Raw genomic sequence first — 15259 nt, 5'->3', positions numbered from 1 at the left:
CCACACACCCTCACAACGGAGGTGGACCGGTGTTACGTCGTATGTCCGTCGCACTGCTGGCCTTAGCGGCCGCGCTCATCGCTCCCTCACCCGCGCAGGCCGCCGACTCTCCCGTCGTGCGCACCGACGCCGGCTGGGTACGGGGCGAGACCACCGCCGAGGGCCGCCAGTTCCTCGGAATCCCCTACGCGCAGCCGCCCGTCGGCGCGCTGCGCTGGAAGGAGCCGCGTCCCGCGCGGCCCTGGCACGGCGTGCGCGGTGCGGGCGACTTCGGCAACAAGTGTGCGCAGAACGCGAGTTGGGACCCCGGCTACGAGCGGCCCAGCCACACCGAGGACTGTCTCGACCTGAATGTGTACGCCCCCGAGGACGCCGCCCGCCGCGCGGTCATGGTCTGGTTCCACGGCGGCGGACTCACCCAAGGGGCCGGCCAGGACGTCGTCCCCGACACCTTCGCGCGGCAGACCGGCACCGTCGTCGTGACCGTCAACTACCGCCTGGGCGCGATGGGCTTTCTCGCCACGTCCGGCCTCGACGGCGAGGCCCGTGACGGGGTCTCCGGCAACTTCGGCATGCTCGACCAGCAGGCCGCGCTGCGCTGGGTGCGGTCCAACATCGGACGCTTCGGCGGCGACCCCGCCCGCGTGACCGTCGCGGGCGAGTCGGCGGGCGGCCGCTCGGTCTGCACCCAGTTGGCCTCGCCGACGTCCAAGGGCCTGTTCCGCGCGGGGATCATCCAGAGCGGGGCGTACGAGGACTGCGGCGGCCGTACCCACGAGACCGCCCTGGCCCAGGGCGCCGCCTTCGCCGAGCAGCTCGGCTGCTCCGACCTGGCCTGTCTGCGTGCCAAGCCGGCCGCCGAGATCCTGGCCGCGCAGGACGGGTTCGACTGGGCACCGGTGGTCGGCGGCGCCTTCCTGCCGAGGCAGCCGAAGGAGGCGTTCGCACACGGGGCCGCGGCCGGCGTGCCGGTCATGAACGGGGCCAACCAGGACGAGGGCCGGCTGTTCGCCTTCGCCCGCTTCGACCTGGACGGCACCCCGCTCACCGCCGACCAGTACCCGACGGTGATGCGGGAGGACTACGGCGAAGAGGCGCTCAGGCGCTACCCCCTGTCGTCGTACCCGTCGCCGACCATCGCCTACGCCACCGCCCAGGGCGACCATCTCTTCGCCTGCCCGGCACTCCGCCTCGACGCCGCGCTCGCCGGACGCGGCAAGGTCTACGCGTACGAGTTCGCCGACCGCACCTCCCCGCCCTTCGCCTCGCTGCGCAACCTCGGCACCGACTTCGACTTCGGCGCGACCCATGTCAACGAGGTGCAGTACCTCTTCAAGCACTTCGGCCTGCAGAGCCCGCTGAACGCCGAGCAGCGGACGCTGTCCCGGCAGATGGTCCAGTACTGGGGTTCGTTCATCCGGGACGGCGTACCCCGGGCGGCGGGACAGCCCGCGATGCCCGCCGGGCCCGCGGGCACCGTGCTGGCTCTGCGCACCTCGTCCGCCGGCGGGAATGTGCTGAGCGCCACCGTGCACGGTGAGCACCTGTGCAACCTGTGGGACAGCGGGAGCGTCACCCAGACCGGGTAGGCTTCCCCGGCGCACGCCCCCACCGGGCGTGCGCCGGGAACACACGGTCCAGGACACGAGAGGAAGCGGCGTTGCACGTCCAGGAATGGCTCGAAACGGTGCCCCCGCTGGCCATCTATCTGCTGGTCGGCCTGGTCATCGGCCTGGAGAGCCTGGGCATCCCGCTGCCCGGCGAGATCATCCTGGTCTCCTCGGCGCTGCTCGCCTCACAGCACGGTGAGATCGACCCGTTCGTGCTCGGCGCCTGTGCCACGGCGGGCGCGATCATCGGCGACTCCATCGGCTACGCCATCGGCCGCAAGGGGGGCCGCCCCTTGCTGGCCTGGCTCGGCCGCAAGTTCCCCAGGCATTTCAGTGAGGCCCATATCGCGACCGCCGAGGGGTCCTTCCAGAAGTGGGGCATGTGGGCCGTCTTCTTCGGCCGCTTCGTCGCCCTGCTGCGCATCTTCGCCGGTCCGCTCGCGGGCGTGCTGAGGATGCCGTACTGGAAGTTCCTGACCGCGAACGTCCTCGGTGGCATCCTCTGGGCGGGCGGCACGACGGCGGTCATCTACTACGTCGGCGTGGTCGCCGAGTCCTGGCTGAAGCGCTTCTCCTGGCTGGGCCTGGTGGCGGCGGTCCTGATCGGCCTGACATCGATGCTGATCATCAAGCGCAAGGCGAAGAAGGCCCAGACGGCACATCAGGAGCCGGAACCTGTGGGCGCCGGGGACTAAGACGCCGTCCAGGGGCCCTCTACGCCCCGTGCTCTTCCCGATGAGCCTTCGCCAACTCCGCATACATGGTCCCGTTGAGCGTCACCCCCTGCCGCTCTTCCTCACTCAGTTGCCGCCTGACCTTCGCGGGAACCCCCGCCACCAGTGAACCGGGCGGCACCTCCATCCCCTGCGGCACCAAAGCCTGCGCGGCAACCAAGGACCCCGCCCCGATCACCGCACCGTTCAGCACGGTCGCCCCCATCCCGATCAAGCAGTCGTCCTCCACCGTCGCCCCGTGCACGACGGCGTTGTGACCGACCGACACCCGTTCCCCGATCCTCACGGGGAACCCGGGGTCGGCGTGCAGCGTGCAGTTGTCCTGGATGTTGGACCGGGCCCCGACGGAGATCCGCTCCACGTCACCCCGCACCACCGCGCCGTACCAGATGCTCGCGCCCGCCTCCAGCGTCACGTCCCCGATCACCACGGACGCGGGGGCCACGAAAGCCTCTCCGTCGATCTTCGGCTCTCTGCCGCCGATGCCTTTGATCAGCGCCTGATGCGTCATCACCGTCTCCCGTCGTCCGCGATACACCGGCACGTTACGCCACGCGGTAGGGCGAAGATCACAGGCCCCGCACCTCATGAGGGCCCCGTACGGTCAGTACGGTGAAGCGGTGTCCAAGCGCAAGAACACGTTCTCGTCCTGGCGGCGCGGCCTCACGCAGCGCGCGGTGCACGCCGCCTGGGCCTGGGCGCAGCGCACGGGTTCGGTGACGGCCGAGCACCCCGGCCGCTTCCGCTTCGGCTCGATCGGCGAGGCCACCCGTCTCGCCTTCCCGCTGGGCACCGTCTTCGGCGAACCCTGGATCCACCTCGGCTCGCACTGCATCGTCGGCGAGCAGGTGACGCTGACCGCCGGTCTGATGCCCGACCTCGACCTCGGCCCGGAGCCGATCCTGCGCATCGGAGACGGCGTCGTGCTGGGCCGCGGCAGCCATGTCATCGCCGACACGACGGTCACCATCGGCAGCGACTGCTACTTCGGGCCGTATGTCTACGTGACCTCCACGAATCACTCCTACGACGATCCCCACGAGCCCATCGGCAAGCAGTGGCCGCGCATGGAGCCGGTCGAGATCGGCCCGGGGTGCTGGATCGGCACCGGCGCCGTGATCCTGCCGGGTGCGCGGATCGGGCGGAACGTGGTGGTCGCGGCCGGTGCGGTGGTCCGGGGCACGGTGCCCGACCATGCCGTGGTGGCGGGGGCGCCCGCCCGGGTCGTACGGCGCTGGACGCCCGACGAAGGCTGGCAGCCGCCGCTGCGGACCCCGGCACCGGTGCCGATACCCGACGGGGTCACCCCCGAGCAGCTCCAGGCGCTGGCCGAGCTGGACGAGGAGACGGCGGCGAAGCTCGCCGAACTGGACGAGCGGACGGCGGCCCGGCTCGCCGAGGTGGACGCCGAGTCCTGAGTCAGCCGGCCGCCAGCAGCACCGTGCCCACCAGCGCCAGCCCCGCGCCGGCCGCCTGCACCGCCAGCAGCCGCTCTTGCAGGAAGCCTCGCGCGGCCAGGGCCGTCACCACCGGGTACAGCGAGGCGAGCACGGCGGCCACCGTCACCGGGCCGTGCTGGGCGGCGACCACATAGGTGCCGTTCGCCGCGACGTCCGCGAGGCCGACGAAGCCGAGCGCCGGCAGCGAACGCCAGGGGAACGCACCGCCGTCGGGGAGGGCGGCGATGCCGCGCCGCGCGGAGGCGTACAGCGCGAGGCCGCCCGCCACCACGTTGACCACCCGCTGGACGAAGAGCGCGAGGAACAGGCCGGTGACCGTGGTCGACGCCTCCGCGATCAGCGCGAACACCGTGCCGAAGCCGAACGCCGCGATCAGCGTGAGCACGATGGCCTGCCGCTGCACGGGCGCGCCCCGAAGCTGCGGTCCGCCCGCGAGCACGACGCCGAGCACGGCGACCGCGATCCCGGCGACCTGGACCAGCCCCGGCCGTTCGCCGAGGAAGAGGCCCACCCCGACCGGGACGGCCACGCCCACGGTGCCGAGCGGCGAGACCACGCCCATCGGGCCGAGCGCGAGCGCCTTGTAGAAGCAGATCAGGGCGATCGGGCCGACCACTCCGGCGGCGGCCGCGAACCAGAGCCGGTCGCCGGCCTCGCTCCACGCGCCGGTGGCCACCACGATCACGCCGAGCACGGCCGCCGCGATCGCCTGCGAGACGACGACCACCGTCAGCGCCGGGGTGCGCCGGGTCAGCAGTCCGCCGCCGAAGTCGGCCAGCCCCCACAGCAGGCTGGTGGCCAGGGCGAAGAGTGCTGTCACGGGGGCCTCGCAGTACAGTTCGGTGCACGATCGGTCCATCCCACCGTAGTGCAATGTACTGGACTCTGTCATCCAGAATATTGGACTCCGGATCTCGGATGGAATCGGGTGTAGTCAGATGGAATTGGACGGAATGTGTCGGACCTCGACCTGCTGACCCAGTCCCTCGCGCGCAACGTCAAGCACTGGCGTGCGGTGCGCGGCTTCACGCTGGACGTGCTCGCCGCCCGGGCCGGTGTCAGCCGCGGCATGCTCATCCAGATCGAGCAGGCGCGCACCAACCCCAGCCTCGGCACCGTCGTCAAGATCGGCGACGCGCTCGGGATCAGCATCACCACCCTCCTCGACTACGAGCGCGGCCCCAAGGTCCAGATCGTCCCGGCCGAGCGGGCGGTACGGCTGTGGAGCACCGACGCCGGCAGCTACAACCGGCTGCTCGCGGGCGCCGAGGCCCCCGGGCCGCTGGAGATGTGGGACTGGTGCCTGATGCCGGGCGAGAACAGCCCGTCGGAACCGCATCCCGCGGGCACCGTCGAGCTGATCCATGTCACGGCCGGCGAGCTGACGCTGACCGTCGACGGCGTGGACCACCAGGTGCCGGCCGGAGCGAGCGCCTCCTTCGAGGCCAGCAGCCCGCACACCTACGCCAATCAGGGCACCGTACCGATGGAGATGATCATGGCAGTCTCGGTGCCGCCCGTGCCGTGAGCGGCTGTTACGGTGCGGCCATGGACGCACCCATCGGACGCTTCGACCACGCCACCGCCGCCCCCGACTGCCTCGACGAACTCACCCGCCCCGTCGCCGACGCCGTACGCCACTGGCGCGGCAGCGTGCCGGCCGACCAGATCGTCTACGTCGAGACCGATCCGCAGTGGGCCGACACCGCGGTCTTCGTCCAGCACTACGGGCAGGAACTGCTCGAACAGTCCGCGAACTGCGTCGTCGTCGCCGGCAGGCGGGGCGGCGAGACGACGCTGGCCGCGTGCGTCGTGCTCTCCACCACCCGGGTCGACGTCAACGGTGTGGTGCGCCGCCAACTCGGGGCTCGCAAGGCGTCGTTCGCCTCGATGGACACCGCGACCGGCGAGACCGGCATGGAGTACGGCGGCATCACCCCGCTCGGACTGCCCGACGGCTGGCCGGTGCTGGTGGACTCGGCCGTCGTCGACCTGCCCTACGTCCTGGTCGGCAGCGGACGCCGGCGCGGCAAGCTGCTGGTGCCGGGGAAGGCGTTCGCCGAGCTGCCCGGGGCGGTCGTACTCGAAGGGCTTGGCGTCGCCTGAGCCGGCCTCACGTCGCCGTGTGGTGGGCGAGGGCCAGGTGCGGATCCGCCTCGCCCGGCACCGGCGCCGGATCGGCGTGGACCAGGGCCGCGGTGAGCCGCGGGACGGCGTGCAGCAGGGCGTGCTCGGCGTCCACGGCGATGGCGTGCGCCTGCCGTACCGTCGCCTCGCCGTCCACCACGACCGCCACCTCGGCGCGCAGCCGGTGCCCGATCCAGCGCAGCCGCAGCTCACCCACCTCGCGCACGCCCGCGACCTCCCGAAGCGCTCGCTCGGCCCGGTCCACCAGGGCCGGGTCCACGGCGTCCATGACCCGCCGGAACACCTCGCGAGCGGCGTCCCGCAGCACCAGCGCGATGGCGGCCGTGATCGCCAACCCCACGATCGGGTCCGCGAGTTGCCACCCCAGCGCCGCGCCGCCGGCGCTCAGCAGGACGGCCAGTGAGGTGAACCCGTCGGTGCGGGCATGCAGCCCGTCCGCGACCAACGCCGCCGACCCGATGGCGCGGCCCACCCGGATCCGGTACCGGGCCACCCACTCGTTGCCCGCGAACCCGACGAGCGCCGCCACCGCCACGGCCGGGATCTGCTCCACGGGCCGCGGGTCGAGAAGGCGGTCCACGGCCGTCCATGCCGCGAAGGCCGCGGACGCGGCGATCGTCAGCACGATGGCGATGCCCGCGAGGTCCTCGGCCCGCCCGTAGCCGTAGGTGAAGCGGCGTGTGGCCGCGCGTCGCCCCAGCACGAAGGCGATCCCGAGCGGTACGGCGGTCAGCGCGTCCGCCGTGTTGTGCACCGTGTCGCCGAGCAGGGCCACCGACCCGGAGGCGACCACCACGACCGCCTGCGCGAGCGCCGTCACACCGAGGACCGCCAGCGAGACCCACAGGGCGCGCATGCCGCGGGCCGAGGACTCCAGGGCGGAGTCGAGCTTGTCGGCCGTTTCGTGGGAGTGGGGCTTGAGGAGGTGGGTGAGGCGGTGGCGATGACGGTGATGGTGATGGTGCCCGTGGTCATGGTCATGGTGGTGCTGGTGCCCATGGCCGTGCTCGTGCCGGTCGCTCACGGCGGTCTCCTTTCCGGTGCGCGGGAGTGGACGTGCGCCCGTCCACGAGGCCATTATGTGCGTATGAGCGCACGCATGCACCTGTCACCTGCGCACGATGCGCATCCGCGCACCCCGGGCGAGGAGCAGTTCGCGCTCGCCGCCGAACTCCTCGCCCTGCTCGGCGACCGCACCCGCCTCACGCTGCTGCACGCCCTGACGGCGGGCGAGGCCGATGTCACGACGCTCACGGGGGCGTGCGGGGCGGCGCGGCCGGCCGTCAGCCAGCATCTGGCCCGGCTGCGGCTCGCGGGGCTGGTGAGCACGCGCAAGGAGGGCCGCCGGGTGATCTACTTCCTGCGCGACGGCCATCTGCGCCGCCTCGTCGACGAGGCGCTGAACGTGGCGGACCACCGGCTCAGCGACCGGCCTCCGCACGACTGACGTACTCGGGCGCGGTCAGTGCCCGGCGTTCCTGCCCAGGTACTGCTCCGCGAACGCCATCGCGGCCGTGGGGGAGTCGAACAGGCGGCGCAGGCGGGCGAGGGTGGTGCCCGCGCGGTACGGGTCGCCCGACGACGTGCCGTGGTAGACCTCGGAGAGCCACAGGGAGAACTCCTGGCAGTCCCACACCCGGTTCAGACAGGCCGTCGAGTAGCCCTCCAGGCCCGTGTCAGCGCTCTTGGTGAGGTGCGCCACGAGGCCGTCGCCGAGCAGGAAGGCGTCGTGCAGGGCGAGGTTCATGCCCTTGGCGGCGATCGGGGCGGTCAGGTGGGCGGCGTCGCCGGCCAGGAAGAGGCGGCCGGACACCATGGGCTCGACGACGTAGTTGTGCATGTCGAGGACGCGCTTCTCGATCAGCCGCCCCTCCGTCAGCGGCGGCACGCCGTTCGCCCCGAGGCGCTGCTGGAGCTCCGTCCAGACCCTGTCGTGCGACCAGGTCTCCGGGTCGTCGCCGGGCGGGCACTCGAGGTAGTAGCGGGTGACCTCGGCGCTGCGCGGCATGTGCCCGGCGAACCCGCGCGGATGCATGCCGAACAGGACGCAGTCGGAGGACGGCGGCGCCTCGGCGAGCAGTGCGAGCCAGCCGATGCCGTAGTCGCTGCGGGAGATGCGGGTACCGTCGGCGGGCAGTGTGTTGCGCGTCACGCCGCGCGCCCCGTCGCAGCCCGCGACGAAGTCGCAGTGCACGACCTGGCGTTGCCCGGTCTCCGGGCAGGTGTACGACACCGAGGGGTGATCGGTGTCGAGGTCGTGCAACTCCACGTCCCGCACCCCGAAGCGAATGGCCCCGCCGCGCACATCGGCGTACTCGCGCACCAGGTCCGTCACCAGCAACTGCTGGGGGTAGACCCAGTGATGAACACCCGTCAGCCGCCCGTACTCGAACCGGAAGCGCTCCCCGGCGAACCGGAACTCGCACTCGGTGTGCCGCTGGGCCCGCGCCAGCAGGTTGTCCGCGAGGCCGCGCCGCTGGAGTCCGCGTACGGCGCCCTCCTCGAGCACCCCGGCCCGCGGTCGCCGCTCGATGAACTCGCGGGTCTCGATCTCCAGAACCAGGCAGTCGACGGACGCCGCCCGCAGGATGTTGCCGACGGTGAGACCGGCGGGTCCGGCACCCACGACAACGACCGGAAAGCGCTGCGCGGGGCCGGAGTTGGGGTGGGGGGAGGTGGAAGTCACCGGAGCATTATGCGGGCGCCGATGTGGGGGAGGGGAGGGTTCCGGCCGACGCTGGGACGATCCGGAGGGCCGGGTCTAGCCCAGGCGGGGGATCTCGATCGCCGGGCAGCGGTCCATGACCATCTCCAGGCCCGCCGCGCGAGTGCGGTCGTACGCCGCCTCGTCGATCACGCCGAGCTGGAACCAGACCGCCTTGGCCCCCTTGGCGACCGCCTCGTCGGCGACCGGGCCCGCGAGGTCGCTGTTCACGAACACGTCGACCACGTCCACGTCGAAGGGGATGTCCGCCAGGGAGGCGTAGCCCTGCTCGCCGTGGACCGTCTCCGCCTTCGGGTGCACGGGCACGATGCGCTTGCCGAAGCGCTGGAGGACCTCGGCGACCCCGTACGCCGCACGCCGCTGGTTGGTCGACAGGCCCACGACGGCCCAGGTGTCGCCGAGCTCGGTCAGGATCTTGCGGACGGTCGCCGGGTCGCCGTACACGCTCGGACTCCTCGGGGTCGGTGCGAGGGCTGCTGTCCTGGCAACAGCGGGCCGAGTGCGGTGATTCCCGCGTACGTCGACGCGCGGCCCCGCCCGCCCTCACCTCCCGGCCGGCATGGCCTCGCGCACGAGGGCGGTGTCGACGAACTGCTCGAATCGGACGATCAGGCCGCCGCGGACCACGAAGTGGTGGGCGACCCGGACGTCGATCCGTCGTGGACGATCCAGTCGTCCCAGTCCTGGCCGAGCCTCTCCATGACGTTGGCGGTGACACCGTCGGGAGTGCGGTAGGTCCCCGCGAGCGGGAAGCCCGCCATCTCGGTCCATTCCACGTCGGGGGCGAGCGTGGCGCGCAGCGCGTCCAGGTCGCCCGCCGCGGAGGCCAGGTACTGGCGCCGGACCACGTCGGCCGGCGCGGTGAACTCGGTCATGTCAGCCCCACTTCATCTCGCCCTTGGCGACCTTCGCGCCGATCTGGGCGGCGATGCCCATGCCGTTGTCCGGGTAGCGCTCGACGAGGGCGTCGGTCAGGGCGGCACCGTCGGCGGCCTTGCCGAGCTCCTCCTCGAAGGCGACGAGGTAGTCGCGGGTGGCGGTGATCGCGGAGGCGTCGGCGGGGGTGCCGGGAAGCCGGTGGCCGGGGACGACCAGCTCCGGCTGGAGGGCGGCCATCTCGTCGAGGAGGTCGATCCAGGCGGCGCGGTCGGCGGGGGCGGGGGTGTCGGCGACCCAGACGTGCTCCTGCTGGAAGAGCAGGACGCCGCCGAGGATCGCGCGCTGCTCGGCCTGCCACAGGTAGTGGCGGTCGGGCAGCGCGGCCGGGCCGCCCCTGAGCTCGAAGCGATGCCCTTCGAGGGTGAGACCGCCGGTCAGCGGCTCCAGGTCGACCAGGCGGGTGGGCAGGTTCTGGCCCAGGGCCGCCCATGCCTTGAGCTTGCCCTCGTAGGAGTGCCGGATGTGCTCGATGACGAGGGGGGTGGCGACGAACTTCGCCTCGGGGAAAGCGTCGGCGATGACCTCGGCGCCGAAGTAGAAGTCGGGGTCGCCGTGGCTGATGAAGACCGTGGTCAGTGTCCTGCCGGAGTCGAGGACCTCGGCGGCCAGGCGGTGACCGTCGGCGCGGGTGAAGGCGGCGTCCACGAGCAGCGCCTCGTTCTCGCCGGTCACGAGGGTGGCGGTCTTGTTCTTGCTGCCGGCGGGGAAGTCCAGGTCGAGGATCTTGAAGGAAAGGGTGCTCATCGGTGACTCCTTGACGTGAGGGAGGTTCAGGAGGTGCGTACGGCCGCGAGGCGCGCGTCGATCGCGTCGGCCGTGGCGTGGCCGTAGGCCAGGGGGGTGACACGGTCGCCGTCCACGGCGAGGAGGGTGGGGAAGCCGGTGACGCCCAGTTCGGCCCCGAGGCGGAAGTCGGCCCGGGCCGCCTCCCGTGTCTCGGGAGCTTCGAAGGCGGCGGTCACGGCGTCGGCGTCCAGCCCGGCGCGCTCGGCGAGCTTGCGGTAGGTCGCCGGCTCGGAGAGGCTCAGGCCGTCGACGTAGAAGGCCTGCTGCAGGTCCATGGCCAGCTCTGCCGCGCGGTCGGGGGCGAACTGCCGCAGGGCGGCGACTCCCCGCGCGGCGGCCTCGGAGTCCATCACGAACGACCCGTCGGCGATCAGCCGCTCGTACGCGTCGCCGAACTCGGCGCCGGTCTGTTCGGCGATCTTGGCGTTCGCGCCCGGGACGTGGCCGAACTCACGGATCGGCATCCGACGGGGCCCGGTGAACAGGCCGCCGGAGACGACCACCACCGGCAGCTCCGGATGGCGGGAGGCGACCTCGCGCAGGGTGCGGGAGAACTCGTGCGACCAGCCGCAGTAGGCATCGAAGACGTAGACGAGCTGCATGGAGATCCTTGGCAGGGCGCCCGCCGGGTGCGAGCGATTCATCTGAGAGAACAGTAGCTGACTCGTCAGATATTTCCATAGTCGTGTGACGGTGGACACATCCGAGTGCCTCAGGGCAGGCGCGGGAGTTCGTCCCGGGCCGAGTGGCTGAGGACGCGCAGGTTCTCGGCGAAGCGCTCCCGGTCCTCGGGCGGCAGGGGTGCCAGGAAGTAGCGGCGGATGTTCTCCACGTGCAGCCGGGACGCGCGCACGGTGGTCTCCTCCCCCAACGGGGTCAGGCGCACCAGCCGACCGCGCCGGTCCCCGGGGTCCTCGGTGCGCTCGACCAGCCCGGCGGTCTCCATCCGGTCCACGAGACGTGTCACACCGCCCGTGGTCAGTACCTGCTCCTGGGCTATGGCCCGCATCGACATCCCCGGCTCACCGGTCCGCCCGAGGATCAGCAGCACCTCGAACATCAGATGGCTGATGCCGCACTCCCGCTCCAGGGCCCGCCCCAGGATGTACTCCAGCCTGTTCGCGGCCCCCTGCAGCCGCCCGAAGGCCAGCACCAGCGCGTTGTTCGCCGCCTCCATCGGCGACCCGATCTCCGCTTGCTCGTCCACGTCCCCACCGTCCGTCCGGTCCTCCACGGCCTTCAACCCATGATCATGCCGTGTTTGCGGACCGGGCGACGTTCCCTTGACAGAAGGTCGGCGCCCGGGCTTTCTTAGATTCGTTGCGCATCACGATACTGATTGTGTAGTTCGCAACGAGCAAGAGTGGGTCCGATTTCCCTACACCGCGGAGTAGCGCTACCGATGACTCGTAAGCCACCTGCTGAGGACCCCGGCGACGCCCGTCTGCGGGTCGGCCCGCCGAAGGAGTACGCCGCCGGCATCCCCGCGGTCACCTCCTCGCTGCGGCACGCCGGCGAGCAGATGGGGGTCCGCCGCAGCCTGCTCACTCTGCTCCGGGTGAACCAGAAGGAGGGCTTCGACTGTCCGGGCTGCGCCTGGCCCGAGCCGGACCACCGGCACAAGGCGGAGTTCTGCGAGAACGGGGCCAAGGCCGTGGCGGAGGAGGCCACCGTACGCCGGGTCACCCCGGACTTCTTCGCCGAGCACACCCTGGAGGATCTGCTCCCGCGCAGCGACTACTGGCTCGGGCAGCAGGGACGTCTCACCCACCCCATGTACCGCCCGGCCGGCGCCGACCGCTACCGGCCGATCTCCTGGGACGACGCGTTCGCCGTGATCGCCCGCGAACTCGCCGCGCTCGACCACCCCGACCAGGCCGCCTTCTACACCTCCGGACGGGCGAGCAACGAGGCCGCGTTCCTCTATCAGCTCTTCGTCCGCGGCTTCGGCACCAACAACCTGCCGGACTGCTCCAACATGTGCCACGAATCCAGTGGCTCGGCCCTGGTCGAGACGATCGGCATCGGCAAGGGCAGCGTCAGCCTGGCGGACCTCCACGAGGCCGACCTGATCCTCGTCGTCGGCCAGAACCCCGGCACCAACCACCCCCGGATGCTCTCCGCGCTGGAGGAGGCCAAGCGGCGGGGCGCCCGCGTCATCGCGGTCAACCCCCTGCCCGAGGCCGGCCTGCTCCGGTTCAAGAACCCCCAGAAGCCCTCGGGCGTCATCGGCGGCGGCACCCAGCTCGCCGACCGATTCCTGCAGATCAGGCTCGGGGGCGATCAGGCGCTGTTCCAGGCCTTCAACCGGCTGCTGCTGGAGGCGGAGGACGACGAGCCCGGCACCGTCCTGGACACCTCCTTCATCACCGCGCACACGCACGGCTTCGAGGAGTTCGCCGAGCAGGCCCGCAAGGCGTCCTGGGAGGAGATCCTTGAGGCCACCGGTCTGCCCGAGGAGGAGATCCGGGAAGCGTTCGGCCAGGTGCTGGCTGCCGAGAAGATCGTCGTCTGCTGGGCGATGGGACTCACTCAGCACAAGCACTCCGTGCCCACCATCCGGGACGTCGTCAACTTCCTTCTGCTGCGCGGCAACATCGGCCGCCCGGGCGCCGGCCTCTGCCCGGTGCGCGGCCACTCCAATGTGCAGGGCGACCGCACGATGGGCATCTACGAGAAGCCGGACGCCGCGTTCCTGGACCGGCTCGGCGCCGAGTTCGCCTTCACACCCCCACGGCACCACGGCCACGACGCGGTCGACAGCATCCGCGCCATGCGCGACGGTGATGTACGGGTCTTCGTCGCGCTGGGCGGAAACTTCGTCGCCGCGGCGCCCGACACCGAGCTGACCGAGCAGGCGCTGCGCAACTGCCGGCTCACCGTCCAGATCTCGACCAAGCTCAACCGCTCGCACGTCATCGCCGGGGAGCAGGCCCTCATCCTCCCGTGCCTGGGCCGGACCGAGGCCGACCTGCGGCCGGGCGGGCCCCAGCTGGTCACGGTGGAGGACTCCATGGGCATGGTGCACCTGTCCCGGGGGCGGCTCGCGCCCGCCTCCGAGCATCTGCTCAGCGAGGTCGCGATCATCTGCCGGATGGCACGGGCCGCCCTCGGGGAAGCGGGCCCGACGGCGCCGTGGGAGGAGTTCGAGTCGGACTACGACCGCATCCGTGACCGTATCGAGCGCGTCATCCCCGGCTTCGAGGACTTCAACGCCCGCGTCCGGCAGCCCGGCGGCTTCGCCCTGCCCCACCCGCCCCGCGACGAGCGCCGCTTCACCACCGCCACCGGCCGGGCCAACTTCACCGTGAACCCGGTGGAGTTCCCGCGCGTACCGCAAGGCCGCCTGCTGCTGCAGACCCTGCGCTCGCACGACCAGTACAACACCACCATCTACGGACTGGACGACCGCTATCGCGGCATCCACCAGGGCCGCCGCGTGCTGTTCGTGCACCGGGACGACCTCGCCGACCGCGGCCTGGCCGACGGCGACCTCGTCGACATCGTCAGTGAGTACGAGGACGGGGTGGAGCGCAGAGCACCGCGCTTTCGCACCGTCGCCTTCCCGACGCCCCGTGGCTGCTGCGCGGCGTACTTCCCGGAGACCAACGTCCTGGTGCCGCTGGACTCGACGGCGGAGACCAGCAACACCCCCACGTCCAAGTCCATCGTGGTCCGGCTGGAACCCTGCGCCGGGGTGTGAGCAGAGGGAGGTAGGGGCGGCCGGCGTCTTCACGCCGGCCGCCCCGACCTGTTCCGTCGCCACCGTCGCTGAGGGACTCACCCGCCGCCGACGTCGGCCCCGCACGCCACCGCGAGCAGCCGGGACGCCTTCAGTTCGGTCTCGTCCCACTCCCGCTCGGGGTCCGAGCCCCGGGTGATGCCCGCGCCGGTGCCGAAGCGCAGGACGGGGCCGCCGGTCGCGGTCCGGTCGATCCAGAAGGTACGGATGCCGACGGCCGGCTCGCCGGTGCCACGGTCGGCGTCGACCCAGCCGATGCCGCCGCAGTACGGGCCGCGGGGCGCGGTTTCCAGCGTGCCGATGATCCGCAGCGCGCTGGACTTCGGGGCGCCCGTGACAGAGCCCGGCGGGAACGTCCCCGCCGGCAGCTCCGGCCAGCCCGTGCCCTCGGCGAGCTCGCCGCGCACGGTGGAGACCAGGTGCACCAGGCCGGGATGGCGCTCGACGGCGCACAGCGCGGGGACGGTCACCGAGCCGGTGGCGCAGACACGGCCCAGATCGTTGCGGACCAGGTCCACGATCATCACGTTCTCGGCCCGGTCCTTCTCCAGCAGGTCCGCGGCCGTCCACCCGGTGCCCTTGATCGGCCCGGACTCCACCACCCGGCCGGCGCGGCGCAGGAACAGCTCGGGTGAGGCGGTGGCCACTTCCACGCCATGGGCCGGCAGCCGGACCGTACCCGCGTACGGGGCCGGGTTGCCCCGGGCCAGCAGCGTGGTCAGCGCGTCCACGTCCGCGGGTCCCCCGGGCCCGGGCAGCGGCGCGGACAGCACGCGGCAGAGGTTCGCCTGGTAGACCTCGCCCGCCGCGATGTGCTCGCGGATCCGCCGTACCCCCGCGGTGTACGCGGCGCGGTCGAGCGAGGACGTCCAGTCACCGGCGGCGGGGCCGCGCCAGGAGCCGGGCCGGGGAGCGGGGGCTCGTGGCGTACGTCCCCGAAGCGGGCGCAGACCAGGCGGCCCTCGAAGTCCGCGACCACCGCCCAGAACCCGGTCGAGTCCAAAGCCGCGGGGTCGCTGGTGACGTCCCGCAGGCCGGTGGCGACGAGTTCGCCGAAGCGGGCGAGAGCGGGCAGGTGGTGCGCCCCGCGCACACTGTGCTGAGCCGTGCGCCGG

General features: G+C 71.9%; 15 protein-coding genes and 2 pseudogenes. 7 read left to right on the top strand and 10 right to left on the bottom strand.

The features are described 5' to 3' along the window. Positions 1–41 precede the first annotated feature (41 nt). Both ACP4J3_RS43935 and ACP4J3_RS43930 read left to right on the top strand, forming a co-directional pair. Positions 42–1589 (top strand): carboxylesterase/lipase family protein, encoded by a 1548-nt coding sequence (locus ACP4J3_RS43935; RefSeq protein WP_426542665.1) that lies wholly within the window; start codon positions 42–44, stop codon positions 1587–1589. 71 nt (positions 1590–1660) lie between these two features. After that, a complete protein-coding gene (locus ACP4J3_RS43930; RefSeq protein WP_426542663.1) occupies positions 1661–2305 on the top strand; it encodes a DedA family protein in 645 nt (214 codons plus the stop codon). Between the two features lie 19 nt (positions 2306–2324). Here ACP4J3_RS43930 and ACP4J3_RS43925 read toward each other — a convergent pair whose 3' ends face one another. After that, positions 2325–2855, bottom strand: coding sequence for a gamma carbonic anhydrase family protein (locus tag ACP4J3_RS43925; RefSeq protein WP_426542661.1), 531 nt, complete (start codon positions 2853–2855; stop codon positions 2325–2327). A gap of 109 nt (positions 2856–2964) precedes the next feature. Here ACP4J3_RS43925 and ACP4J3_RS43920 point away from each other — a divergent pair, with 109 nt between their 5' ends. After that, complete coding sequence (locus tag ACP4J3_RS43920; RefSeq protein ID WP_426542659.1) at positions 2965–3762, top strand: acyltransferase; 798 nt, start codon at positions 2965–2967, stop codon at positions 3760–3762. 1 nt (position 3763) lies between these two features. On the opposite strand, the gene ACP4J3_RS43915 is transcribed toward ACP4J3_RS43920, so the two are convergent. Then, entirely contained in the window at positions 3764–4624 is an 861-nt protein-coding gene (locus ACP4J3_RS43915; protein WP_426542657.1) for a DMT family transporter, read from the bottom strand. A 135-nt stretch (positions 4625–4759) separates the two neighbouring features. On the opposite strand from ACP4J3_RS43915, the gene ACP4J3_RS43910 reads away from it, so the two are divergent. Together ACP4J3_RS43910 and ACP4J3_RS43905 are read left to right on the top strand one after the other, a co-directional pair. After that, complete coding sequence (locus ACP4J3_RS43910; RefSeq protein ID WP_426542655.1) at positions 4760–5332, top strand: helix-turn-helix domain-containing protein; 573 nt, start codon at positions 4760–4762, stop codon at positions 5330–5332. Positions 5333–5352: 20 nt separating this feature from the next. Continuing rightward, the gene (locus tag ACP4J3_RS43905) at positions 5353–5910 is read left to right on the top strand and encodes a YbaK/EbsC family protein (RefSeq protein ID WP_426542653.1); all 558 of its coding nucleotides are present in this window, start codon (positions 5353–5355) and stop codon (positions 5908–5910) included. 7 nt (positions 5911–5917) lie between these two features. On the opposite strand, the gene ACP4J3_RS43900 is transcribed toward ACP4J3_RS43905, so the two are convergent. Further along, entirely contained in the window at positions 5918–6976 is a 1059-nt protein-coding gene (locus ACP4J3_RS43900) for a cation diffusion facilitator family transporter (RefSeq protein ID WP_426542651.1), read from the bottom strand. A gap of 63 nt (positions 6977–7039) precedes the next feature. Here ACP4J3_RS43900 and ACP4J3_RS43895 point away from each other — a divergent pair, with 63 nt between their 5' ends. After that, positions 7040–7399 carry an ArsR/SmtB family transcription factor gene (locus ACP4J3_RS43895; RefSeq protein WP_426542649.1) on the top strand — a complete coding sequence of 120 codons (360 nt, stop codon included), beginning with the start codon at positions 7040–7042 and terminating at the stop codon, positions 7397–7399. Between the two features lie 15 nt (positions 7400–7414). Here ACP4J3_RS43895 and ACP4J3_RS43890 read toward each other — a convergent pair whose 3' ends face one another. The 6 genes and pseudogenes from ACP4J3_RS43890 to ACP4J3_RS43865 all read right to left on the bottom strand — a co-directional run bounded on the left by ACP4J3_RS43890 (position 7415) and on the right by ACP4J3_RS43865 (position 11609). Next, entirely contained in the window at positions 7415–8638 is a 1224-nt protein-coding gene (locus ACP4J3_RS43890) for a 4-hydroxybenzoate 3-monooxygenase (protein ID WP_426542647.1), read from the bottom strand. A 75-nt stretch (positions 8639–8713) separates the two neighbouring features. Further along, positions 8714–9121 (bottom strand): CoA-binding protein, encoded by a 408-nt coding sequence (locus ACP4J3_RS43885; protein WP_426542645.1) that lies wholly within the window; start codon positions 9119–9121, stop codon positions 8714–8716. Positions 9122–9220: 99 nt separating this feature from the next. Further along, positions 9221–9552: pseudogene (locus ACP4J3_RS43880) on the bottom strand (nuclear transport factor 2 family protein). A 1-nt stretch (position 9553) separates the two neighbouring features. Beyond that, on the bottom strand, positions 9554–10360 hold the full coding sequence (locus ACP4J3_RS43875) for an MBL fold metallo-hydrolase (protein ID WP_426542643.1): 807 nt from the start codon (positions 10358–10360) through the stop codon (positions 9554–9556). Between the two features lie 26 nt (positions 10361–10386). Then, the gene (locus ACP4J3_RS43870; protein ID WP_426542689.1) at positions 10387–11004 is read right to left on the bottom strand and encodes a DsbA family protein; all 618 of its coding nucleotides are present in this window, start codon (positions 11002–11004) and stop codon (positions 10387–10389) included. A gap of 110 nt (positions 11005–11114) precedes the next feature. After that, entirely contained in the window at positions 11115–11609 is a 495-nt protein-coding gene (locus ACP4J3_RS43865) for a MarR family winged helix-turn-helix transcriptional regulator (protein ID WP_426542641.1), read from the bottom strand. Positions 11610–11804: 195 nt separating this feature from the next. Between ACP4J3_RS43865 and ACP4J3_RS43860 the strand changes: the two genes are divergently transcribed. Continuing rightward, positions 11805–14105, top strand: coding sequence for an FdhF/YdeP family oxidoreductase (locus tag ACP4J3_RS43860; RefSeq protein ID WP_426542639.1), 2301 nt, complete (start codon positions 11805–11807; stop codon positions 14103–14105). A gap of 77 nt (positions 14106–14182) precedes the next feature. On the opposite strand, the pseudogene ACP4J3_RS43855 reads toward ACP4J3_RS43860, so the two are convergent. Further along, a pseudogene (locus tag ACP4J3_RS43855) lies at positions 14183–15237 on the bottom strand (chorismate-binding protein). Positions 15238–15259 lie beyond the last annotated feature (22 nt).

The organism is Streptomyces sp. UG1, from assembly GCF_049974585.1.
Lineage (GTDB): Bacteria > Actinomycetota > Actinomycetes > Streptomycetales > Streptomycetaceae > Streptomyces.
Note: the sequence above shows the minus strand (reverse complement) of the source record. Positions and strands in the feature narration are given on the sequence as shown.

What these genes read in the sequence shown, in the direction of transcription:
- ACP4J3_RS43925 (WP_426542661.1), bottom strand. Translation starts at nt 2,855, where the DNA reads ATGACGCATCAGGCGCTGATCAAAGGCATCGGCGGCAGAGAGCCGAAG.
- ACP4J3_RS43935 (WP_426542665.1), top strand. Translation starts at nt 42, where the DNA reads ATGTCCGTCGCACTGCTGGCCTTAGCGGCCGCGCTCATCGCTCCCTCA.
- ACP4J3_RS43895 (WP_426542649.1), top strand. Translation starts at nt 7,040, where the DNA reads ATGAGCGCACGCATGCACCTGTCACCTGCGCACGATGCGCATCCGCGC.
- ACP4J3_RS43905 (WP_426542653.1), top strand. Translation starts at nt 5,353, where the DNA reads ATGGACGCACCCATCGGACGCTTCGACCACGCCACCGCCGCCCCCGAC.
- ACP4J3_RS43860 (WP_426542639.1), top strand. Translation starts at nt 11,805, where the DNA reads ATGACTCGTAAGCCACCTGCTGAGGACCCCGGCGACGCCCGTCTGCGG.
- ACP4J3_RS43870 (WP_426542689.1), bottom strand. Translation starts at nt 11,004, where the DNA reads ATGCAGCTCGTCTACGTCTTCGATGCCTACTGCGGCTGGTCGCACGAG.
- ACP4J3_RS43875 (WP_426542643.1), bottom strand. Translation starts at nt 10,360, where the DNA reads ATGAGCACCCTTTCCTTCAAGATCCTCGACCTGGACTTCCCCGCCGGC.